We start from the raw sequence: 20,217 nt of genomic DNA, 5'->3' as shown, positions 1-20,217 counted from the left end.
CAACGGACACCGTTATCCACGAAACGACAGCTCGAACCCGGGGCATGACGGATGTCAGCCCCCACGAAATTCGCGGCACGGCAGTTGCTCGTGACGTGCCGCGAGACCCGGAGGCTCTTCATGCAACTCTCGATCGGTAAGGCGCTCATCATGGGGGGCGCAGTCCTCGGCATCGCCGTCGCGGCGGCGTCCTGCGAGAACAAGGCGGAGAAGAAGGCCACCCAAGCGCCCAGCGGCGCCCTGGGTGCGTCCGCGTCGCTCAAGCAGCTGATGGACACTCGTGGCCTCAGCGAGGCCGACGTCGAGGCCGCGGTGAAGACCTACGTGCCGGGCGGCAAGTCCGACGAGTACATGATCTTCGCCTCGGGCGGTCACTCCGGTCAGGTGATCGTGATCGGCGTACCGTCGATGCGCATCCTGAAGGTGATCGCGGTCTTCGCGCCGGAGCCCTGGCAGGGTTACGGCTACGGCGGTGACAGCGACAAGGTGCTCGCCGCCGGCAACCAGGGCAACCGGAAGCTCAGCTGGGCCGACGTGCATCACCCGAACCTGAGCGAGACCAAGGGTGACTACGACGGCAAGTACCTGTTCGTGAACGACAAGTCCAACGGTCGCGTCGCGGTGGTGGACCTCACCGACTTCATGACCAAGCAGATCGTGCCAAACCCGCTGGTGGCCAGCGATCACGGCGGCGCGTTCGTGGATCCCAACACCGAGTACGTCATCGAGACCAGCCAGTACCCCGCCCCGCTCGGCCGCGATTACGCGCCGATCAGCGAGTACAAGGAGAAGTATCGCGGCCTCGCGATGTTCTGGAAGTTCGACAAGGAGAAGGGCCGCATCGACCCCGAGAAGAGCTTCGGCATCGAGCTCCCGCCCTACACTCAGGATCTGGCGGACGCCGGTAAGCTGGTCAGCGACGGCTGGGCCTTCGTCAACTCCTTCAACACCGAGATGGCCACCGGAGGCACGCTGGAAGGCAAGCCGCCGATCGAGAGCGGGGCGTCCAAGAACGACATGGACTACCTGCACGTCATCAACTGGAAGAAGGCCGAGCAGCTGGTCAAGGACGGCAAGGCCACTACGATCAAGGGCGTGAAGGTCCTGCCGATGAGCGTGACCGGGGCCGAGGGCGTGCTCACGCTGGTCGGCGAGCCCAAGAGCCCCCACGGCTGCGACGTGACGCCCGACGGCACCGCCGTCGTGGTCGGCGGCAAGCTCGACACCCACGCCACGGTCTACGACTTCGCCAAGATGAAGGCGCTCATCGACGAGAAGAAGTTCGAGGGCAAGGACGCCTACGGCGTGCCGATCATGGCCTTCAAGGACGCGATTCGCGGCCAGGTGGAGATCGGCCTCGGGCCGCTCCACACCGTGTTCGACGACAAGGGCTTCGCCTACACCTCGGTGTTCATCGAGAGCGTGGTCGCCAAGTGGTCGGTCAAGGACCTGAAGACCGTGGAGAAGCTGCCGGTGCACTACAACATCGGCCACATCATGGCGGCCGAGGGCGACACGGTCAGCCCCGACGGCAAATACGTCGTGGCCATGAACAAGATGAGCATGGACCGGTTCACGAAGGTCGGGCCGCTCTACCCGCAGAACTTCCAGCTCGTGGACACCACGGGTGACAAGATGCGCATCTTGGTGGACGCCCCGATCGGCCTCGGCGAGCCGCACTACTCGCAGATGATCAAGGTCGACAAGCTGAAGCCCATCAGCGCCTACAAACCCGGCGAGAACCCCTACACCGGTCACGTGGATCCCAACGCGACGCTCAACGAGAAGTCGGCGAAGATCACCCGCAACGGCACCACGGTGGACGTGTGGATGACCGCGATCCGCAGCCACTTCGTCCCCGACCAGATCGAGGTCAACGAAGGCGACACGGTGAACCTCCACATCACCAGCCTCGAAAGCGCCGAGGACCAGGTCCACGGCTTCGCGCTCAACATGTACAACATCAACGTCAGCCTCGAGCCCGGCAAGCACGAGAACATCACCTTCAAGGCCGACACGCCCGGAGTGTTCCCGTTCTTCTGCACCGAGTTCTGCTCGGCGCTCCACCTGGAGATGGCGGGCTACCTGCTGGTGAAACCCAAGGGTCAGTGACGGGGGAGATCGTCGAGCACTTGACATGACCGCGACGGCGGATCTCGAGCACGAAGTCGAAGTTGACGATGGCCACCGCCACCTGGCGGTCGTGAAACCCGAGCCCGCCCCGCGCCGCACGGTGGCGAGGTGGAGCGTGATAGCGCTCTGCCTCGCCGCGGTCGGGCTTCAGGTCGCGTCGTTCTTCCAGCCCTGGTGGTGGATCAAGCTCTACGCGCCGCAGTACCCCAAGGGGCTGAAGATGGTCATCTCGCTCACCGGCGTGTCCGGCGACGCGAAGGAGGTGGACATCCTCAACCACTACATCGGCATGGAGAGCCTGACGAAGGCCGCGGTGCTCGAGCGCCAGCTCGCCGGCTACGGCGTCGCGTTCCTGGCCATCGCGGTCGTGGTGGTGGCGCTCCTGGCCGGAAAGAAGCTCGGCAAGCTGCTCGCCGTCGTCGGCTTCAGCTTCCCGTTCGTGTTCCTTGCCGACAGCTTTTACTGGATGTACCGCTTCGGCCACAACATGAACCCGGAGGCGCCCATCCGCCTGCCGCCGTTCACCCCGCAGCTCTTCGGCAACGGACAGATCGGCCAGTTCATGACCTTCGCGCAACCCTCCACCGGCTTCTGGCTCGCCGTCGGCGCCTTCGTGGCGCTCGCCGCTGCGGCCATCGTGCGCGGCCGGGTGTGCGCGGGCTGCGCGAAGGCCGGGAGCTGCGGCGCGGTCTGCCGCGACGCCTTCATCGGACCGAAGGCAGGCGCAAGTCCATGACCCCCTCCGCGCGGCGGCGAGCAGCTTGGGCTACCGCCGCCGCGGTGGGGCTCGCGCTGACGCTCGTCGCAGCCAAGAACCTGCGCCCGAGCTGGCACGCGCCGGGTGAGCTGCCGACTCCCAGGGGCCCGGCGACCCTCGTACCCCCGCCCGGCGCGGCGCTGGCGCGGGACGAGGCCGAGCTCGGCAAGCTCCTCGGCGACCCGAGCGGCCCCGGCGAGATCTGGCTCGATGCGCGGGTCTACCACGGCGACTTCGAGGTCAAGCGCCCGCTCACCCTGCGCGGCACGGGGCAGAGCGTGCTCGACGGCTCCGGCGCCGGCACCGTACTCAGCATCGAGGCCGATCGCGTCACGGTTGAGAACCTCACGCTGCGCGACTCCGGCCGGCGCCACACCCAGGAAGACTCGGGCGTGAAGGCCACCGGAAAGGGCATCGTGCTCCGGAACCTGCGCACCGAGGACACGCTCTTCGGCATCCAGCTCGCCATCTGTCACGGCTGCCTGGTCGAAGGCGTACACGTCGCCGGGACGGCCGGCGAGGAGCTGCGCGGCGACGGCATCAAGATCTGGGAGTCCCACGACTCCGTGGTCCGGGCGTCGCTGGTGGAGCGGGCCCGCGACGTGGTGGTCTGGTACTCGCGGGGCGTGACGCTCGAGAGGCTCACCGTGCGGGGCAGCCGCTACGGCGCGCACTTCATGTACGCGCACGACTCGGCCTCGAAGGACGGTCGCTTCATCGACAACGAGGTGGGGATCTTCGTGATGTACAGCTCGCGGGTGTTTGCCAAGGGCAACGTGCTCGCGGGGGCCAAGGGCTCCGCCGGAATGGGCTTCGGCTTCAAGGAGAGCGAAGCCGTCGTCCTGGACGACAACTGGGTCGTGGCCAACACCACCGGGATCTACCTCGATCACACGCCGCGCTCGCCCAACCAGGAGGTACGCTTCGAGCGGAACGTGCTGGCCTTGAACGACGTCGCGCTGCGCACCCACGGCTCGAACCGCGGCATCCGCTTTGCAGACAACGACATGCATGGGAACGGGACCGTCGGCGAGGTGGACGGAGGCGGCGACATGCTGGCGCTGACCTTCTCCGGCAACTACTGGTCGGACTACGCAGGCTACGATCTGAACCGCGACGGCCAGGGCGACGTCCCCTTCGAGGTGAAGCGCCTGTCCGGCGAGCTCACCGACGCGCGCCCGGTCTTGCGCTTCTTCCGCGGCACCGTGGCGATGAGCCTGGTGGACGCCATCTCCGAAGCCGTCCCGACCTTCTCGCAGCGCAAGCTCCTCTCGGACGGCACGCCGAGCTTCGGGCGGAGGCGACCGTGATCGAGCTCTCGCACGTCAGCAAGTCCTTCGGCCGCGTGGTCGCGCTGCGCGACGTCTGCCTGCGCATCGACCCGGGAGAGCGCGTGGCGTTCATCGGCTCGAACGGCTCCGGCAAAACCACGCTCCTGCGCAGCCTGCTCGGCCTCCTGCGCGTGGACGGCCGCGTGAGCATCGCCGGCGTGGACGTGGCGGTGAGCCCGGAGGTCGCGCTCAAGAGCGTGGCCTACATGCCGCAGATCGCGCCGCCCATCGAGGCGCCGGTGCGGGAGGTGGTGGCGGCCATCTGCCGGCTCCGGGAGGTGAAGCCGAAGGCCGTGGCGGAGCGCGCGAGCCGGCTCGGGTTGGTGCTCTCCGAGGTGGACAAGGTGCGCTTCCGGGATCTCTCCGGCGGGACGAAGCAGAAGGTGCTCGCGGCGCTGACGCTGGCGGCGGAGGCGCCGATCCTGGTCTGCGACGAGCCCACGGCGAACCTGGACGCGCAGGCACGCGCCGCGTTCTTCGCGGAGCTGGACGCCCGCCCCAAGCACCACGTCACCCTGCTCTGCTCCCACCGCCTCGACGAGGTGCGGCAGCTCGTCGACCGTGTGGTCGAGCTCCGGGAGGGGCGCATCGAGCGCGACGCCTCCGTGGAGGAGCTCCTGGCCGATCGCCAGCGCTTCCGCGTCGAGGTCACGCTGGCGAAGGCCGCGCCGGAGAGCGTGCGAGCCTTCCTCCTGGAGAGCGGCTTCAGCGCGGCGGGCGCCGAGCGCTTCGAGTCCCTGGTGACCCAGACGGACAAGGTGGCGATCGTCGCGCGCCTGGTGCGTGAGCACGGCGCTTCCATCTCCGACCTCAGCGTCTACCACGTGGACGAGCTGGATCTGACCGAGCGAGCCAGCGAGCCGCGGCTCAAGGTGGTGTGAAATGAAGAGGCTCGCCCTTGCCCTGATGGCCCTTCTGGTCGCCTGCGAGTCCGCCGACGCGCCGAAGGACCCCATCTGGGGCAAGCAGCCCTGCGGCAGCTGCGCCATGCTGGTCAGCGAGCCGCCCCACGCCGCGCAGCTCGTGACCGCGGACGGCACGCGGGTGTACTTCGACGACGTCGGCTGTCTGGCCGCCTACGTGCTGGAACGCAACATCAGCCCGCCCAAGATGTGGGTGCGCGACGCGGCCGGCACCTGGGTGGACGCGCGCAGCGCGAAGTTCAAGACCGGCGGCAAGACACCCATGGACTTCGGCTTCGTTCACGCGCCGGACGGCGACGCCAGCTTCGCGGACGTCGAGCGCGCCGCCAAGAAGCGCGCGGAGAAGCCATGAGCCAGTCCGATCGCCAGAACGCCCTGTTCCGCCTCGAGATGGCCGACGCTTTGCGCTCGCGTTGGGTGGTGTTCACGGCGGCGGTCTACGGCGCGGTGTTCGCGGCGTTCGTCTGGCTCGGGCTGCGCGAGTCCACGGTGCTGGGGTTCACGGGCCTGTCCCGCGTGGTGCTGAACGTCGCCAACGCGGTGGTCATCGCGGTGCCGCTGGTCGCGCTGGTCGCGTCCAGCCAGACCATCGTGCGCGCGCGCACCTCCGGGTTCTTCGAGCTGGTGCTGGCCCAGCCCTGCCGGCGGCAGGACTGGCTGGTCGCGGTGATCGCCTCGCGGGTCGTGGTCGTGCTCGGGCCCCTCGCAGGGCTCTTGCTCGGGACGCTCGTCACGGGCCTGGTCACCGGCTCCGACGAGGCGCTCTTGCCGTTGGTCCTGCGCAGCCTGGCGGTCACCGCGGGCCTGTCCTGGGCGTTCCTCGGCATCGGCTTCCTGGCCTCTTCGCTGGCGCCCACGCCCGAGCGCGCAACGGTGTACGCGCTCCTGGCGTGGGTGGTGGGCGCGGCGCTCCACGACTTCGCGCTGATCGGCGCGCTCCTGCGCTTCCGCCTGGCGCCGGAGGCGGTGTTCGCCCTGGCCGCCGCGAACCCGGTGGAGGCCGCGCGGGTCGCGTTGCTCTCGGGAGTCGACCCTGAGCTCGGCGTGCTCGGTCCGGTGGGCTTCTGGCTCGCGAATTCGTTCGGCTCGAAGCTCACGCTGCTCGTCGGGGTCGGCTGGCCCGTCGTGCTGGGCTCGCTGTGCCTGATGCTGGCGGCGCGACGGCTCTCGCGGGCTGATCTGGTGGCGTGAGACCAGCGCGAGTCGAGCACGAGTACGAGTACGAGTACGGGCAGGTAGAAGAGGAAGAGCGGGGACGGGCTCAGAAGCAGAACAGAAGCTGGTGCGAGCACTCGGCCGCAGGCCGGGCCCGGAATCACGCCATGGGGCTTGGCAAGATCAGATCACGATCGGCCAAAGAGAGGAGAGTGAGAAGACCCGGCGAATCCGGGCGCCGGCTGTTTGAACCGTGCGGAAGCGACGCGAGGAGTTGGGGGCCAGTCCGCGGAGCGAGATGAAGAGCGTGACCTACTCCACGTGCACCCAGCGCCGCACGCCCTCGCTCGCCAGCTGCAAGGTCCCGCTCACCAGCATCACCGCGACGACGCCCACGCCCAGCACGTGAGGCGCGCGCAACATCGCCAGCGTGCCCTGCTCGAGCAGCGCGCCCAGGCTCACGCCGTCCGGCGGGCCCAGGCCGACGAAGCCCAGCGCCGTCTCGCCGAGCACCACGCCGGCGGCCGAGGTCCCGATCTGAACCGCGACCGGACCGAGCAAATTCGGGATCACGTGAACGAGCACGATGGCGGCGCGACCGAGCCCGAGCGCCCTGGCAGCCTCGACGAACTGCGACTCGCCCAGGATGCGGGCCTGCGCCGCCGCCACCCGCGCGAACGGCGCCCAGGCGGTGACGCAGAACACCAGGCCGATGTGCAGGCGCGACGGCGTGCTCACCGCGGACAGCACCGCCAGCGCCAGGAGGAAGGTCGGGAACGACTGCACCAGATCGCAGGCGCGCAGCGTCCAGCGCTCGAAGCGTCCGCGCGCGAGGCCCGCCGCGGCCCCGAGCGGCGTGCCCACCAGGAAGCCGAACAGCGAGACCAGCGCCGCGAGCGCGAGCGCGCGCAGCGTGGCGTGGCTGACCAGGGCCAACAGATCCACGCCGGCGTCGCCCGACCCGAGCGGGCGTTCGGCGCTGGGCGGAGCCCAGGCGAGCGGGAGGCTCAGGCGCGACGGCGAGCGCTCGAGCGCGAGCGCGACGAGCGCGCAGACGACGGCCAAGACCAGCGCGGGGACCAGCGCCGACAGAGCCGCCTTGCGCCGCCGGGTCGTGCGCAGGTCCTCGGTCACTGCTCCCTCCCGCGCGGATCGATGGCGGCGTGCACCGCGATGGCCAGCGCCTGCACCGCGACGAAGAGCAGGCCCGCCGCGACCACGCTGGCCTCGAGCACCGGGATGTCCCGCGCCGCGTAGGCGCTCAGCATCAGCGTGCCGAGGCCCGGGCGCTCGAAGAGCCGCTCCAGCACCACCGCGCCGCCGAGGAGCGCGCCGAGCTGCGCGGCGATCACCACCGAGATGGGCGCGGAAGCGGCGGGCAGCGCGTGCACCACCCAGACCCGGAAGGCCGAGCCGCCTTTCGCCGCCGCCACGTCCAGGAACTTCGCGCGCCCGAGATCGAGCAGCGCGGCGCGACCGATGCGCGCCACTTGCGCTCCGAGAGGCAGCGAGAGCAGTCCGGCCGCGAAGAGCAGGCCGCTCGCGCCGCTCTCCGGATCGCCGGGCAGCGGCACCCAGCGCAGGCGCACCGCGAGCACGAAGGTGGCGAGGGGCGCGAACGCCAGGAGCGGCGTCGCCGCCACCAGGAGCACGGCGCGGTGCAACCACTCGCGCCGCGGCCCGAGCCAGGGCCCCACGCACAAGACCGCCGCGGCGATGCCGGCGAGCGCGCCGATCAAGACGGCGCTGCCCGCCAGTGCCGCGGTCGGACCGAGGGCGCGCCCCACCTCGTCGAAGGCAGCCGTCCCCGGGCGCGCCAGCGAGTCGCCGAGATCGAGCCGCACGAGGCCCGCGAGGAAGCGCGCGTATTGCACCGGCAGCGAGCGGTCGAGGCCGAGCTTTGCGCGCAAGAGCGCGCGATCGCTCTCCGATGCCTGCTCCCCGAGGACCAGGGCTGCGGGATCGCCCGGCAGAAGGCGCAGCGCCAGAAACGTCAGGCTGGCCAGCGCGACCAGCGTGAGGAGGGCGCCGCCGGTGCGTCCGAGCACCGTGGCTCCGAGCCGGAACGCCGCCACGAACGCGTCGTGGAGCTTCCCGCCCGAGCGCTCGGTCATGCGTCGGTGGAGGCGTCGGTCCCGGCGTCGGCGGCGTCGCCCGCTCCGCCGTCGCTGGCGCCGTCGGCGCCGCCATCGCCCGCGTCGCTGCCGCCCTCGCTGGCGTCAGCGGGCGCGTCGCTCCCCGCGTCCTCCGGCGCGCCCGCGTCCGGCTGCCAGGGCTTCACGTCGAAGCCCGCGTCGGTGCCGGTGCAGACCTCGGTGTTGGGATTCTCGGGCAGCGGAGTCCCCGAGTAGGGCACGACGCACACCTTGCCGCTCGGTGAGCCCCACTCCACCACCTCCGCTCCCCAGGGGTTGTCCTTGGCGCTCAGGTCTTCGCAAGCGTAGCCGGAACGGCAGTCACCGTTGCCGCCGCAGCTGCGCAGACAGAACGTGCGCTGGAGGCGATCTTCTTCCTGCGGGTCCTGGCAGACCAAGCTGTCGGAGGTGTAGAACGCGACGCAGATGGCCTCCTCGGGGCAGGTGCCGGGCTCGCAGTTGAAGATGGTGCAGTAGCCGCCCGGCTGCGTGGTGTCGCAGAGACGGTCACCGACGTTGGAGCAGTCCGTGGACACCGAGCACTCGTCGCCGATCTCCGGCTTGCAGCCGAACGCCAGAGACGCCGTCAGAGCGGCGAGCAAGGCCCAGCGATCGAGGTCGGGACGCGCCATCTGAGCGGGCGGACTCTAGCGACCTCACCGGAAAAGTCACGACGAAACGCCGTTTGCCCCCGGGCCCCGCGGCACCTCGGGTTCCATCGGGCGGAAAAGCGCTCTATGAGCAGCATGGGCGCGCCCGCGGCATGGCCACACACATCACGATCGACTGCATCAACTGCGGCGCGTGCGAGCCCGACTGCCCGAACGACGCCATCAGCCAGGGCGACGAGATCTACGAGATCGACCCGGAGCGCTGCACCGAGTGCGTCGGCTACTTCGACCACGAGGCCTGTCAGGCGGTTTGCCCGGTGAAGTGTTGCCTGCCGGATCCGCTCCGGGTGGAGACCGAGCCGGTGCTGCTCGAGCGTGCGCTCCGCCTGCACCCGAACGACCCGGATCTCCAAGCTCGCGCCCAGCGCGGCGAGGTGCCGTCGCGCTTCCGAAAGTGAGATGAGGATGAGGCGGCTGACCGTGGTGATGAGCGCGCTCTTTGGCGCCGGATGCGGCGGCGGCGCGCCGCTGCTCCACCCCGCGCACCCGCTGCCCGAGGAGCACGTGGCGATGGGAGCGGGCGTGAGCTCCCAGTTCGTGACCGGCGACGCGGACTCGCGCATCGCCGACGCGCGGGCCGCGATGAGCGACGGCGCCGTGGACTCCGACGCGGAGCGGGACCGGTACGTGGGCGGGGCGCTGGCGCACAGCCTGCTCGCACCCGGGCTCGCGCCGTGGGTGGGAGCGCGCGCAGGCCTCGGCTACTCGGCGGAGGCGGGCATGACCTACAGCGGGCGCGCGGTGCGCATCGACGGACGCTACGCTCTCGCAAACGACAGCCTCGCCGCGAGCGCGGGCCTGGGCGCGAGCGGCGTCCTGGCGCGGCCCGGCAGCGATCCTCCGACCGAGGCCCGAGGCGGCAGCGACGAGCAAGTCCCCGGTCTCGACGTCGGCGGCGTCTCCGGCTTCGGCTTCGACGTTCCGCTCCTGGTCGGCTGGCGCAGCACCGCCAGTTTGTTCCAGGTTTGGGTGGGCGGACGGGGCGGCTACGAGCGGCTGCGCGGCACCGCGGTGATCCGCATCGACACCGATCCGACGCAGGCGGACGAGGCGCCGTTCGAGGCCGAGCGCTGGTTCGCGCTCGGCGTGCTCGGCTTCGGTGTCTCCATCCACCCGGTCACCGTCGCCGTCGAGCTCGACGCCGGCTACCAGTCCGGCAACGGCTCGATTCAGCTCACCGGCGCGACGGGCGGACGCGCCCGCCACAGCGCCAAGCTGGACGGAGTGACGCTCGCCCCCGGGGCGGCGGTGATCTTGAACCTATGGAAGTGAACCGGGGAAATCTCCGACATATCGCCCATTTGCTCCGGGGGCCGTTGCCCGGCCCCGGCCCAGGGCCTAGGATAGCGAGCGTGAACCCGGTCGCCGGTCGGTCAAGTGTATTCGCGCTGTTGGGCGCGCTCTCGCTGGGTTGTTCCGCCGAGCTCGAGAGCTACAGCACGGACGCGGATACCGCCTCGAGCGCCCACGCGCTCGTCACCGTGCAGCGCTCCGTCGCCGCCGACGGCAGCGCGGCGCGGGCCGACGTGCTCGCCGGCTTCGTGCGCGTGCCGGCGGACGTCGATTCGCGACCGCTGTACGAGCTGCTCGGGCTGCGCGCCGCGATGCCGGCGCTCGGACAGTGCCGAGAGAAGAGCCTCGGCCCCGACGCGGCGCCGCCGCTCTCGGGCGTCGGTCGCGTCGAGCTGCTCGAGGCCGGCGACGTGTGGGTCGGCGCACCCGGCAGCGAGACGACCCTGGCCCCTCACGCTTTCCCCACCGTCACCGAGCAGATCGCCGGCGTGCTCTACGCCTCGCGAGATCGCTCGGCCTCCGCCTTCCCTGCCGCGAGCTCGTACTCCGTCCGCACGGTCGGCGGTCCTTCCATGCCCGCCCTCAACATCACCCGTGAGGCTCCGGTCGAGCTCGACAGCGTGGCGGTCGGCGGCGTCGCCCTCGCCGAGGTCAAGGAGCTCGGGACCGGTGCGCCCATCGACGTGACCTGGGGCGTGGGCGCGAGCGGCGACATCGTGGTCGCCGAGCTCGCCACCCAGGACGGCGTCGTCGCCTGCGCCTTCCGCGACGACATGGGCACCGGCACCATTCCGGCGGGCAAGCTCGTCCACTCGGGCGCCGGCCGCTTCTCGCTCTCGCGCATCCGGACCGCCAGCTTCCGCGCCCCTGGCGTCGATTTCGGCGAGCTCTGGTTCCAGTTCGAGCTCGGCGCCAGCGTGACCTTCAAGCCCTGAGCCCGCCCCATGCGGATCGGCCCGGCAGCGCGCTCGTCGATCCTGCTCGCGCTGTGCGCGAGCCTCGTCGCCTTCGCCGTCGAGGCCGAGGCCAAGCCCAAGGCTCGCCCGACCGCGCGACGCGCCACCGGCGCGGCCTACCGCGCCCACGTGCTCCGCTGGCACGCGAAGGACGACGCCGCGCGCGCTCCGCTGGACGCGCAGGGGCGCCCGAAGCTCGTGCTGGAGAACATCAACACCAAGGAGCGAGTCGAGCTCGAGGCACTGGGCGACGGCGGCGGGTTCAGCGAAGCGGAGCGCGCGCGCGCGACGAGCGTGCTCCGGGACACACACCGCGGCGGCGACCGCGCCGCCGATGCCGAGCTGCTCGATCTGCTCTACCGGCTGCAACGGCACTTCGACGCACCTTGCGTGCGGGTGGTCAGCGCGTATCGCGCCGGCGGCGCTTCGCAGCACGCGCGCGGGCGCGCCGCCGACATCGTGCTCCCCGGCGTGGACGACGCGAAGCTGGCGGCCTACGCGCGCTCGCTCGGCAACACGGGCGTCGGGCTCTATCCGAGGAGCGGCTTCGTGCACGTGGACGTGCGCGAGAGCCCCCACTACTGGGTAGACTCGAGCGGCCCGGGAGAGCGCAGCCGCCCCGTCAAGCAGAAGAAGCCCGCGAAGAAGGTCGCGCGGAAGAGCCCACGACCCGGCGTTCGATGAAGACCGTCGCCGAGCTCGAACGGAGCGACCGGCTGGAAGAGGCGGCTGAGCTGGCGGAGTCGAGCGCCGCGCACGCCGAGGCGGCGCGGCTCTGGGAGCGGGCCTGCCGCTACGATCGCGCGGCGCTCGCTGCCCTCGCCGCGGGCGACGCCCGCCGAGCGATGACGCTCGCCGTCCGGGCGGCGTCCCCCGAGCTCGAAGCCCGAGCCAGCAGCGAGCTCGCGAAGACCCCACACGAGGCGGCCTTGCTCGCCGCGCAGCTGTCCGACCAAGGGCGCTTCGCCAGCGCGGCGCGGCTCTGGCTCGCGCTCGGCGACCCGGGCGCCGCGGCCGGCGCCTTCGAGCGCGTCGGGGCCTGGCTCGACGCGGCGCGCTCGCACCGCGCGGCCTCCGACCCGCGCCGGGCGGCGCGCTGCCTGGAGCAGGCGGCTGAGGACGAGACGGCGGGGTTCGAAGCGCACTTGATGCTCGGGGAGCTCTACCTGGAGCACGCGCGACACGACGCCGCGGTGCGTGTGCTCCAGAGGATCCCGAAGAGCGCGCCGGAGCGCGCACGAGCGCTGCCGCTGCTCTCTCGCGCGCTCTCCGCGTTGGGCCTCACCGACGCAGTCGCCGAGCTCGGACCCGAGCTTGGAGCGCTCGGCGCGCAGGCGCAGGCACGGGCCCAGAGCTCGCCCGCCACCGAGCCCGGTGAGTCGGTGCTGTTCGGGCGCTACCGCGTGGTCGCGGACGTCGCCCGCACTCCGACCGCGCGAGTACTGCGGGCTCTGGATCTGGTCGCCGGCGGCGAGGTGGCCGTCAAGCTCTTCTCCGCCGCGTCCCTGCGCGACGCGGGTCGCGACGCGTTGGTGCGCTTCGAGCGCGAGGCCGTCGCGCTCGGCAAGCTGCGCCACCCCGCCATCGTACCGCTCCGCGGCTACGTCCCCGAGGGCCCGGCGGTGGTGCTGGAGTGGATGGCCGGCGGCTCCCTCGCGGATCTGCTCGAGCAGGACACGATCTCGCCGGCGCGCGCCGTCGAGATCGCCGTCGCCGTGCTCGGCGCGCTCTCGGAGGCCCACCGCCGTGGCATCCTGCACCGCGACATCAAACCGGCCAACGTGCTGTTCGACGCCGCCGGCGCCGCGTACCTCGCGGACTTCGGCACGGCCCACGTCGCCGACGCCGCCGCCACGGTCACCAGCGGCGTGATCGGCACGCTGGCCTACATGGCGCCGGAGCAGCGCGCGGGCGCGCCGGCCAATGCCCGAAGCGACGTCTACGGCGTGGGGGCGCTGCTCTGGCACGCGCTGACCGACGCCCCGCCGGCAGAAGACCGCGACTTCCTCTCGGACGAGCTCGGCGACGCTCAGCGGGACTTGGTGCGGCGCCTGATCGGCCCCGAGCCCGCGCGACCCGAGAGCGCGCTCGAGGCGCGCGACCTGCTCGCCGCGTCGAGCTGGCCGCGGACCAAGCCGCCGCGCCGGCCCGCGAGCGTCGCGCCGGTGTCGCACCCCGCCGCGAGCGCCCGCGGCAGGCTCACCCTGATCGACGGCGTGCGTTACCGCGACAGCTGGCTCGAGCGCGACGTCTACGTGCTCCAGCTGGCGAGCGCCGCCGCAGAGCGCGCCCGCGCCTTCGCGCGCGCCGACCACCGAGCGCTCGCCAGCGTCCTCTGCGTGCAGCCGGATAAGAGCGCCGTCTGGGTGGAGGTCGTGAGCGGGGAGCGCGTTACCCTGCTCGACCCGCAGGAGCGCCGCGAGCTCGGCGACGCGCTCGCGGCGCTGCACCGAGCGGGCTCCGCTCATGGCGCCGTGGACTCCTCCCATGTGATTCGCCGGGGTGGCGAGACGCTCCTCGGGTTCCCGCTGTCCCCGGCCCACGGCAGCGCGGAGGCGGATTTCGAGGCGCTCGATGCGCTCGCCCGGAGTACTCTCCCCGCGGGATGAAGACCCACCGCGTCTACTTCGTGCCCGGCATGTTCGGCTTCGGCAGCCTGGCCGGCTACGACTACTTCCACCACGTGCGGGTCGCGCTCGAGCAGCGCTTCGCCGACGCCGGGGTGGAGCTCGTGGCAGAAGTCGTCCCAACGCCGCCCACGTCGTCGCTCCGGCACCGCGCGCGCATGCTCGCCAAGGCCGTCCGGGCAAGCGCCAGCGGCGAAGGTCCGATCCATCTGGTGGGGCACTCCACCGGAGGGCTCGACGTGCGCCTGGTGCTCTCTCCCACCACGGATCTGCAGAGCGACGCGGAGCGGCTGCGCTGGCGCCCGCGGGTGGTGAGCGCGATATCGCTCAACACGCCGCACTACGGCACGCCGCTCGCGAGCTACTTCGCCACGGTGTCCGGCACGCGCGTCCTGTACGCGCTGTCGTTGCTCACCGTGGTGTCGCTGTCGGTGGGTGAGCCTTCGCTGGCAGTCTTCTCCAAGCTGCTGGCGGCGCTCGGCAGCGTGGAGCAGCTCTTCGGCGGCGACGTGCGCCTGATCAGCGGAGCCACGGACTTGATCCTGCGCTTCGTCGACAAAGGCGGGCGCAGCGAGATCTCGGGCTTCCTGGAGAAGATCCGCAGCGATCAGGGCGGCGTCGTGCAGATCATGCCCGAGGCCATGGACCTGTTCAACGCTACCGCCGAGGACAACCCGAACATCCGCTACGGCTCGGTGGTCACCGCAGCGCCGGCACCGCAGGCCATCCGCTTCGCCAAAAAGGTGCGCTCACCCTACGCGGCGCTCACCGCGGCGATGTACTCGACGCTCTACCAGTTCACCAGCCAACGTCACAAGATGTACCCCTACGCCAACCCGACGCCCGAGCAGCAGGTGCTGCTGAAGGTCGGGATCCGCGAGGAGGTCACGGACAAGAGCAGCGACGGCATCGTGCCGACCCTGAGCCAGCTGTGGGGCGATCTCGTGTGGTGTGGCGAAGGCGATCATTTGGATGTGCTCGGACATTTTCACGATGACGAGAAAGAGCGGCGCCACGTGGACTGGATGACCAGCGGCGCCCACTTCAATCGCCAGCGCTTCAGCGCGCTCATGGACGCGGTCGCCAAGTTCCAGCTGTCGTCCTGAGTGACGCTCGGCTATCCTCACTCGTGGGATCGGGTGACGACATGAAGAAGATCTGGCTTGGTCTGGGCGCGCTGGTGTTGGTGGGGTTGCCGGCGGCGTGCGGCGGCGACGACGGCGGTTCGGACGGCAGCGGCGGCAAGAGCACGGGCGGCGCGAGCTCCGGCGGCGCGAGCTCCGGCGGCGCGAGCTCCGGCGGCGCGAGCTCCGGCGGCGCGAGCTCCGGCGGCACCAGCTCCGGCGGCACTAGCTCGGGTGGCAGCGCGGGCGCCGGCGGCGCGCGCGGCGCCGGCGGCGGCGCGGGCGCCGGCGGCGGCGCGGGGACCGGCGGCAGCGCGGGTGCCGGCGGCGGCTCGGGGACCGGCGGCAGCCCTGGAACCGGCGGCAGCGGTGGCGCCGGCGGCTCGGCCACGGGCGGCAGCGGCGGCACGGGTGGAACTGGTACCGGCGGCACCGGAGGCATCGGCATCGGCGGAACCGGCGGAACCGCCGGCACCGGAGGCAAGGGCGGCACCGGAGGTACGGGCGGCATCGGCATCGGCGGCTTCGGCGGCGTGGGCGGCAAGGGCGGCACCGGGGGCACGGGCGGCAGCTCGTGCAGCGGCCTCGAAGCGGACTACAAGACGACGCTCGCCGCCGCGAAGGAGTGCAGCACGCTCCTTCCGACGCTGCAGTGCACGGTGCTGGTCGACGATCAGCTCGCCTGCCCCTGCTCGACCTATGCGAACCCGGCCAACACGGCGGAGATCACCAAGCTGCAACAGCTCAAGACCTCCTGGGTGACCTCGGGCTGCAACGTCGGCGTGATCTGCCCGGCCATCGCCTGCCTCGTACCGAGCGGTGCCTCGTGCACCGGCTCTTCGGGCACCAAGTCCGGCAGCTGCGTCGACAAGTGAGTCAGCGCTTGGCGTTCCGGGCGACGGTGTCGTCCGCCCGGACCTTCGCCTCGGGCTCCGGCGGCGGATCCACGATGCGGTAGACGAGGTCGCGCTCGCGCCCGGCGCGCAGGTAGCGCACGCGCAGCTCGTTGGCGTTCTTCAGCGACTGGAACGCCGCGTAGGCTTGCGTCTCGCGCTCGATGGGCATGCCGTTCACGCTGAGCACGACGTCGCCCGGGCGCAGGTCCACACCCTGCCAGAAGTCCGGCGGCTTGAGCTGCACGACCCGGAAGCCTCGGAAGCGACCAGCCTCCAGGGACGGCTCGACCTCCACGCGCTGCAAGAACCACCCGAGGCCCGCCTCCACGGTGGCGTGCACCTCGTCGCGCCAGAGCGACCCCGCGGGCGGCGCCGGCCGCGCCGGCTCGCTGTTCATGGCGTCCTCGGCGTCGGCCTCTTCGACCAGCACGTCGCTCGGCGGATACTCCGCCTCGCTCTCCCGCGCTCCGCAGGCGACCAGGGTGAGGGCAAAGGGAAGAAGGCGAATCAGCCCGGGCTTCACGCCTGGAATATGGGCCGGCCCTGGCCAGCCAGGCAACTTTGGGGGTTATGCTCGGGAGCATGAGGCGCCGGGCCCTGCTTCTGGTCTGCCTGCTTTCGCTGGGTTGCCGGGCGCCCACCGAGATCGACGACGTCCCCTACGACCCCCGCTACGGCGACTCGACGAAGCTGGACCTGTACCTGCCGGACGAATCGGGCGCTCAGCCCGCCGTGATGTTGATCCACGGCGGGGCCTGGCGCTTCGGCGACAAGCGCCACTTCACCAATGCCGCGCGCCGCTTCGCACGCTCCGGCTACGTGGCGGCCAGCATCAACTACCGGCTGGTGCCCGAGGGCGCGTTCCCGAACGGACCGCGCGACACGGCCTGTGCGCTGGCATTCCTCCAGAAGAACGCCGGCGACTACGGCATCGACCCGGAGCGCATCGCCGTGGTGGGCTACTCGGCAGGCGGTCACCTCGCCTCGTTGCTCGGCGTGGCCTGGAACGAGCCGAGCATCGAGCCCGACTGCGAGTGGGGACCACCGGAGCGCCCAGCCGCGGTCATCCCCGGCGCGGGCGCCCACGATCTGCGCGCGCGCGCCGATGTCGAGTGGGTTCAGGACTTCATGGGCGGGACGCTCGAGGAGCTCCCCGACAAGTACCAACAGGCCTCGCCCATCGCGCAGATCGACCCCGGGGAGCCACCGTTCTTGCTGGTGAGCGGCGGCGGCGACTGGATCGGCGTGCCCGAGCAGTCGCGTTGGATGCGCGACGCCCTGCGCGCCGTGGGCACGGAAGCGGACGAGCTGCGCTTGGCGGGTGGCGGCCACCTGGTTCAGCCCGGCGCCGATCCAGGCGAGCTGCAATTCGGCGTGCTGCTCGAGACGCCGGAGGCCTGGCTGGTCATCGCCGACTTTCTGGCACGCCACATCGGTGAGCCATGAGAGGCTGGCTCGCGGCGCTGATGGTGCTCGTCTTGCCCTGCGCAGCCGGCGCCGCGCCCCAGGGCAAGCGCAACGCCATCTCCCACAAACCCTTCGCGTTGGCTTCGAGCGGGCTCAGCGTGCAGTACGAGCGCTACTTGGCCGAGCGCTGGAGCGTCGCCGGCGGGCTCGGCGCGCGCCGCGCCGCGCGCGAAGACTTCAGCTCCCACACCGTCACCGTGCTCAGCGAGGGACGCTTCTGGCTCACGCGTCGCGACTGGGCGTCGGGCTACGCGGGCATGGCAGGCCCGTACCTGGCGCTCGCGCTCGACGCCGCCCGCACTTCCGTCCGCTACGTGCCCACGGACCGCCACGTCGGCGCGATGTGGGAGGTCCAAGAGCGCTTCGGGTTCGGCAACCGCTTCGTTCTCTGGGGGTTGCAGGAGCTCAGCGTCGCAGCGTCCGTGGACGTGCTCCACGACTTCGACGAAGACGGTCGGCTCGCACCCAACACGCAGACCACGCTCGGCCTGGACTTCACGGTGGGCTGGGTGTTCTGAGCGCTCGGTCGACGGCAGCGAAGACCCGCCCCGCCACCTCGTCGGGGCTGCCGACGCCCGAGACGTGCTCCAGGCGGTCACCGGGCACCAAGCGCTCGGCCTGTGCGTAGATCTCCGCCAAGCGGCGCTGCAGCTCGCGCTTCTCGTACAGCTCCTCGCTCCCGCCCCGAGCGCCGCGGCGCTGCTCGGCCAGCTCCGCGGGGACGTCCACCACCAGCGTGAGATCCGGGCGCAGCGCCCGGGCGTTCAGCTGGCGGATCCACTCGACCACCTGCTCGCTCGGCGCCGTGACCGACTGGTACGCCAGGCTCGAGAGATCGTAGCGATCGGAGACGACCCAAGCGCCCGCCGCGAGCTTCGGCTCGATCTCGCTCGCGACGTGATCGACGCGGTCGGCGGCGAACAGGAGCGCCATGCTGTCCCAACTCGCCGTGCGCGGTTCGCCGCTCGGCCCCGTCACGGCGTGGCGCAGGTACTGGCGAATCAACGCACCGACGGGCCCGTCACTGGGCTCCCGCGTCTGGTGGACCGCGAGACCACGAGCCTCGAGCGCTCGAGCGAGCCGTCCGAGCTGAGTCGTCGTGCCGGCACCGTCGATGCCTTCGAGCACGACGAAGCGCCCGCGCACCGGGCTCACGCCGCGGCTCCCGGCGGGCCGTCCTCGCCCAGGACCACGTTGTCGATGAGGCGCGCGGCGCCGACCCGCACCGCCAGCGCCAGCACGGCGCGCTCGCCGACGCTCGCGTCGTCGGCGAAGGGCTCGAGCTCTTCGCTGTCGGCCAAGGTCACGTAGTCCGGGCTCAGGCCGGCAGCGACGACGGCCGCTTCGACCGGTCCGCGGAGCGCGCCGGCGTTGCGCTCCCCGGCCTCGAAGCGGCGGACCGCCGCCGCCAGCGAGCGCGACAGCACCAGCGCTCGTTCGCGGTCCTCCGCCGACAAGTAGGCGTTGCGCGAGGAGAGCGCCAGTCCGTCGGGCTCGCGCACGGTCGGGTGGCCGACGACGCTGACCGGGAGGAGCAGATCCCTCGCCATGCGCTGGATCACCTTGAGCTGCTGGTAGTCCTTGCGGCCGAACACCGCCGTACACGGGCCCGCCGCCGCGAACAGCTTGGCCACGATGGTCGTCACTCCCTCGAAGTGACCGGGGCGCGAGCGGCCGCAGAAATGCTCCGTGAGCCCGTCGACGCGCACGCGGGTCTTCTCACCCGCAGGGTACATCTCGGCTACCTCCGGCGCGAAGATCAGCGCCGCACCGGCCGCCTCGCATTTCTCCAGATCCGTCTCGAGCGTTCGCGGGTACTTCGCGAAGTCCTCGCTCGGACCGAACTGCGTCGGGTTCACGAAGATGGTCACCGCGACGTCGTCGCTCCTGCGGCGCGCTTCGCCCACCAGGGCGATGTGCCCGGCGTGCAAGGCGCCCATGGTCGGCACCAGGCCGAGCCGACGCCCCCGCGCCCGCACGCCGTCGCAGGCAGCACGGAAGTCGGCGACGGTCCGGCAGAGCTCGAGCGGCATGGAAGGCACCGGATTCATGCACAGGCGCGGCGCGGCGGCTACGATTACCCCCCGGGCTTGCAGTCCCGCTCGGTAGTCGGGCCGGACAGAGGTTGAGAAGCGACGCGTTCTCGAAGAGTTGAGGACGGTCACGGGTACGGCGCGCGAGCAGGCGCAAATTCGCACTCGAGGTCAGGACGGGCCGGCGCTGGAGGTCGGGGCGTGGCTCTCGGGTGGCGCCGGGCGTTGGTGAAGCGCTGGCGGCGTCGGCGCAGCGGTCGAGCGCACGACGCAGAGCTCGATGACCGCGAGTGCGGCACTGCGTGCAGCTGCCTGGAGGGAGCGCCATCGGACTCGAGCTCGACGCGCAGCTTCCGGACCCACGGCGCTGCCGCTGACAAAGACCACCAAGGGCATCCCGTGCACGCCCGTTTGTTTGCGGGCGTGCGAGCAGCGTTTCAGCGTACGGTGACCTGAAGGAAAGAGCATCGAGACGTCGATTTCTCTTGACGCATTCTCGAGCGACGCGCGTTCGCGTTCGACGACCACGCGGGTGAGGGCCTCTCGCTCGCGCGTGGTGACGCGCTCGTGCGCGTTCGTGCGCGCGACGACGCGCGACGCTTTCCGGTGCTCGAAACGCGCTCTGCGTGCCAGCGGTGAGCTCATCTGTGCCTCGAACAGGTCGCACTCAACGCAGAGTCATCGGCATGCTCGTCAAACGCTTCGGCGACGCGCGC

The 20,217-nt window shown here is 71.3% G+C and carries 21 protein-coding genes and 1 pseudogene; 15 read left to right on the top strand and 7 right to left on the bottom strand.

The window, feature by feature from the left end; all coding sequences use genetic code 11:
• Window positions 1–150: 150 nt before the first annotated feature.
• From nosZ to HS104_07415, 6 genes are read left to right on the top strand one after another with little or no spacing between them, the layout of a single operon-like run.
• Window positions 151–2,112 (top strand): Sec-dependent nitrous-oxide reductase, encoded by a 1,962-nt coding sequence (nosZ, locus tag HS104_07440; protein MBE7479801.1) that lies wholly within the window; start codon window positions 151–153, stop codon window positions 2,110–2,112.
• 25 nt (window positions 2,113–2,137) lie between these two features.
• Window positions 2,138–2,869: a cytochrome C gene (locus HS104_07435; GenBank protein ID MBE7479800.1), complete on the top strand. Its 732-nt coding sequence runs from the start codon at window positions 2,138–2,140 to the stop codon at window positions 2,867–2,869.
• The gene (nosD, locus tag HS104_07430; protein ID MBE7479799.1) at window positions 2,866–4,200 is read left to right on the top strand and encodes a nitrous oxide reductase family maturation protein NosD; all 1,335 of its coding nucleotides are present in this window, start codon (window positions 2,866–2,868) and stop codon (window positions 4,198–4,200) included. Before HS104_07435 ends, nosD begins: the two co-directional genes overlap by 4 nt.
• Window positions 4,197–5,102 carry an ABC transporter ATP-binding protein gene (locus tag HS104_07425; protein MBE7479798.1) on the top strand — a complete coding sequence of 302 codons (906 nt, stop codon included), beginning with the start codon at window positions 4,197–4,199 and terminating at the stop codon, window positions 5,100–5,102. Before nosD ends, HS104_07425 begins: the two co-directional genes overlap by 4 nt.
• 1 nt (window position 5,103) lies before the next feature.
• Window positions 5,104–5,496, top strand: a complete 393-nt coding sequence (locus HS104_07420) for a hypothetical protein (protein ID MBE7479797.1) — start codon at window positions 5,104–5,106, stop codon at window positions 5,494–5,496.
• Window positions 5,493–6,335: an ABC transporter permease subunit gene (locus HS104_07415; protein MBE7479796.1), complete on the top strand. Its 843-nt coding sequence runs from the start codon at window positions 5,493–5,495 to the stop codon at window positions 6,333–6,335. The genes HS104_07420 and HS104_07415 overlap by 4 nt, the downstream gene beginning before the upstream one ends.
• Before the next feature lie 276 nt (window positions 6,336–6,611).
• Here the strand turns inward: HS104_07415 and HS104_07410 are convergent, their stop codons facing one another.
• The 3 genes from HS104_07410 to HS104_07400 are packed head-to-tail and all read right to left on the bottom strand — an operon-like array spanning window position 6,612 to window position 9,066.
• The gene (locus HS104_07410) at window positions 6,612–7,433 is read right to left on the bottom strand and encodes an ABC transporter permease (GenBank protein ID MBE7479795.1); all 822 of its coding nucleotides are present in this window, start codon (window positions 7,431–7,433) and stop codon (window positions 6,612–6,614) included.
• A complete protein-coding gene (locus HS104_07405) occupies window positions 7,430–8,413 on the bottom strand; it encodes an ABC transporter permease (protein MBE7479794.1) in 984 nt (327 codons plus the stop codon). Before HS104_07405 ends, HS104_07410 begins: the two co-directional genes overlap by 4 nt.
• A complete protein-coding gene (locus HS104_07400) occupies window positions 8,410–9,066 on the bottom strand; it encodes a hypothetical protein (protein MBE7479793.1) in 657 nt (218 codons plus the stop codon). Before HS104_07400 ends, HS104_07405 begins: the two co-directional genes overlap by 4 nt.
• 131 nt (window positions 9,067–9,197) lie before the next feature.
• Between HS104_07400 and HS104_07395 the strand changes: the two genes are divergently transcribed.
• From HS104_07395 to HS104_07370, 6 genes are all read left to right on the top strand, one after another.
• Window positions 9,198–9,503 (top strand): YfhL family 4Fe-4S dicluster ferredoxin, encoded by a 306-nt coding sequence (locus tag HS104_07395; protein MBE7479792.1) that lies wholly within the window; start codon window positions 9,198–9,200, stop codon window positions 9,501–9,503.
• 7 nt (window positions 9,504–9,510) lie between these two features.
• Window positions 9,511–10,377: a hypothetical protein gene (locus HS104_07390; protein ID MBE7479791.1), complete on the top strand. Its 867-nt coding sequence runs from the start codon at window positions 9,511–9,513 to the stop codon at window positions 10,375–10,377.
• Between the two features lie 80 nt (window positions 10,378–10,457).
• A complete protein-coding gene (locus HS104_07385; protein ID MBE7479790.1) occupies window positions 10,458–11,333 on the top strand; it encodes a hypothetical protein in 876 nt (291 codons plus the stop codon).
• Between the two features lie 9 nt (window positions 11,334–11,342).
• Entirely contained in the window at window positions 11,343–12,038 is a 696-nt protein-coding gene (locus HS104_07380; GenBank protein MBE7479789.1) for a YcbK family protein, read from the top strand.
• Entirely contained in the window at window positions 12,035–13,963 is a 1,929-nt protein-coding gene (locus tag HS104_07375) for a protein kinase (protein ID MBE7479788.1), read from the top strand. Before HS104_07380 ends, HS104_07375 begins: the two co-directional genes overlap by 4 nt.
• A complete protein-coding gene (locus HS104_07370) occupies window positions 13,960–15,087 on the top strand; it encodes a hypothetical protein (protein MBE7479787.1) in 1,128 nt (375 codons plus the stop codon). The genes HS104_07375 and HS104_07370 overlap by 4 nt, the downstream gene beginning before the upstream one ends.
• Window positions 15,088–15,337: 250 nt before the next feature.
• Here HS104_07370 and HS104_07365 read toward each other — a convergent pair.
• Window positions 15,338–15,685: pseudogene (locus tag HS104_07365) on the bottom strand (3-hydroxyacyl-CoA dehydrogenase).
• Between HS104_07365 and HS104_07360 the strand changes: the two are divergent.
• Window positions 15,639–15,980: a hypothetical protein gene (locus HS104_07360; protein ID MBE7479786.1), complete on the top strand. Its 342-nt coding sequence runs from the start codon at window positions 15,639–15,641 to the stop codon at window positions 15,978–15,980. The pseudogene HS104_07365 and the gene HS104_07360 overlap by 47 nt on opposite strands.
• A 1-nt stretch (window position 15,981) precedes the next feature.
• On the opposite strand, the gene HS104_07355 is transcribed toward HS104_07360, so the two are convergent.
• Window positions 15,982–16,524 (bottom strand): hypothetical protein, encoded by a 543-nt coding sequence (locus HS104_07355; GenBank protein ID MBE7479785.1) that lies wholly within the window; start codon window positions 16,522–16,524, stop codon window positions 15,982–15,984.
• Window positions 16,525–16,583: 59 nt separating this feature from the next.
• Here HS104_07355 and HS104_07350 point away from each other — a divergent pair, with 59 nt between their 5' ends.
• Both HS104_07350 and HS104_07345 read left to right on the top strand, forming a co-directional pair.
• Window positions 16,584–17,447, top strand: a complete 864-nt coding sequence (locus tag HS104_07350; GenBank protein ID MBE7479784.1) for an alpha/beta hydrolase — start codon at window positions 16,584–16,586, stop codon at window positions 17,445–17,447.
• Entirely contained in the window at window positions 17,444–17,986 is a 543-nt protein-coding gene (locus tag HS104_07345) for a hypothetical protein (GenBank protein ID MBE7479783.1), read from the top strand. The genes HS104_07350 and HS104_07345 overlap by 4 nt, the downstream gene beginning before the upstream one ends.
• Here HS104_07345 and tmk read toward each other — a convergent pair.
• Window positions 17,964–18,614: a dTMP kinase gene (gene tmk / locus HS104_07340; GenBank protein MBE7479782.1), complete on the bottom strand. Its 651-nt coding sequence runs from the start codon at window positions 18,612–18,614 to the stop codon at window positions 17,964–17,966. The two genes, HS104_07345 and tmk, sit on opposite strands and share 23 nt — an antisense overlap.
• A 5-nt stretch (window positions 18,615–18,619) precedes the next feature.
• Entirely contained in the window at window positions 18,620–19,501 is an 882-nt protein-coding gene (locus HS104_07335) for a pantoate--beta-alanine ligase (protein MBE7479781.1), read from the bottom strand.
• Window positions 19,502–20,217 lie beyond the last annotated feature (716 nt).

Source organism: Polyangiaceae bacterium (assembly GCA_015075635.1).
Lineage (GTDB): Bacteria > Myxococcota_A > Polyangia > Polyangiales > Polyangiaceae > JADJKB01.
This window is presented reverse-complemented; position numbering and strand designations above follow the sequence as displayed.

Excerpts from the sequence above, each read along its gene's own strand:
- HS104_07380 (MBE7479789.1), top strand. The coding sequence starts at position 11,343 with ATGCGGATCGGCCCGGCAGCGCGCTCGTCGATCCTGCTCGCGCTGTGC.
- HS104_07370 (MBE7479787.1), top strand. The coding sequence starts at position 13,960 with ATGAAGACCCACCGCGTCTACTTCGTGCCCGGCATGTTCGGCTTCGGC.
- HS104_07395 (MBE7479792.1), top strand. The coding sequence starts at position 9,198 with ATGGCCACACACATCACGATCGACTGCATCAACTGCGGCGCGTGCGAG.
- HS104_07415 (MBE7479796.1), top strand. The coding sequence starts at position 5,493 with ATGAGCCAGTCCGATCGCCAGAACGCCCTGTTCCGCCTCGAGATGGCC.
- HS104_07375 (MBE7479788.1), top strand. The coding sequence starts at position 12,035 with ATGAAGACCGTCGCCGAGCTCGAACGGAGCGACCGGCTGGAAGAGGCG.
- HS104_07435 (MBE7479800.1), top strand. The coding sequence starts at position 2,138 with ATGACCGCGACGGCGGATCTCGAGCACGAAGTCGAAGTTGACGATGGC.
- HS104_07400 (MBE7479793.1), bottom strand. The coding sequence starts at position 9,066 with ATGGCGCGTCCCGACCTCGATCGCTGGGCCTTGCTCGCCGCTCTGACG.
- HS104_07335 (MBE7479781.1), bottom strand. The coding sequence starts at position 19,501 with ATGCCGCTCGAGCTCTGCCGGACCGTCGCCGACTTCCGTGCTGCCTGC.
- nosD (MBE7479799.1), top strand. The coding sequence starts at position 2,866 with ATGACCCCCTCCGCGCGGCGGCGAGCAGCTTGGGCTACCGCCGCCGCG.
- HS104_07350 (MBE7479784.1), top strand. The coding sequence starts at position 16,584 with ATGAGGCGCCGGGCCCTGCTTCTGGTCTGCCTGCTTTCGCTGGGTTGC.
- HS104_07390 (MBE7479791.1), top strand. The coding sequence starts at position 9,511 with ATGAGGCGGCTGACCGTGGTGATGAGCGCGCTCTTTGGCGCCGGATGC.
- HS104_07405 (MBE7479794.1), bottom strand. The coding sequence starts at position 8,413 with ATGACCGAGCGCTCGGGCGGGAAGCTCCACGACGCGTTCGTGGCGGCG.
- HS104_07420 (MBE7479797.1), top strand. The coding sequence starts at position 5,104 with ATGAAGAGGCTCGCCCTTGCCCTGATGGCCCTTCTGGTCGCCTGCGAG.
- HS104_07345 (MBE7479783.1), top strand. The coding sequence starts at position 17,444 with ATGAGAGGCTGGCTCGCGGCGCTGATGGTGCTCGTCTTGCCCTGCGCA.
- nosZ (MBE7479801.1), top strand. The coding sequence starts at position 151 with ATGGGGGGCGCAGTCCTCGGCATCGCCGTCGCGGCGGCGTCCTGCGAG.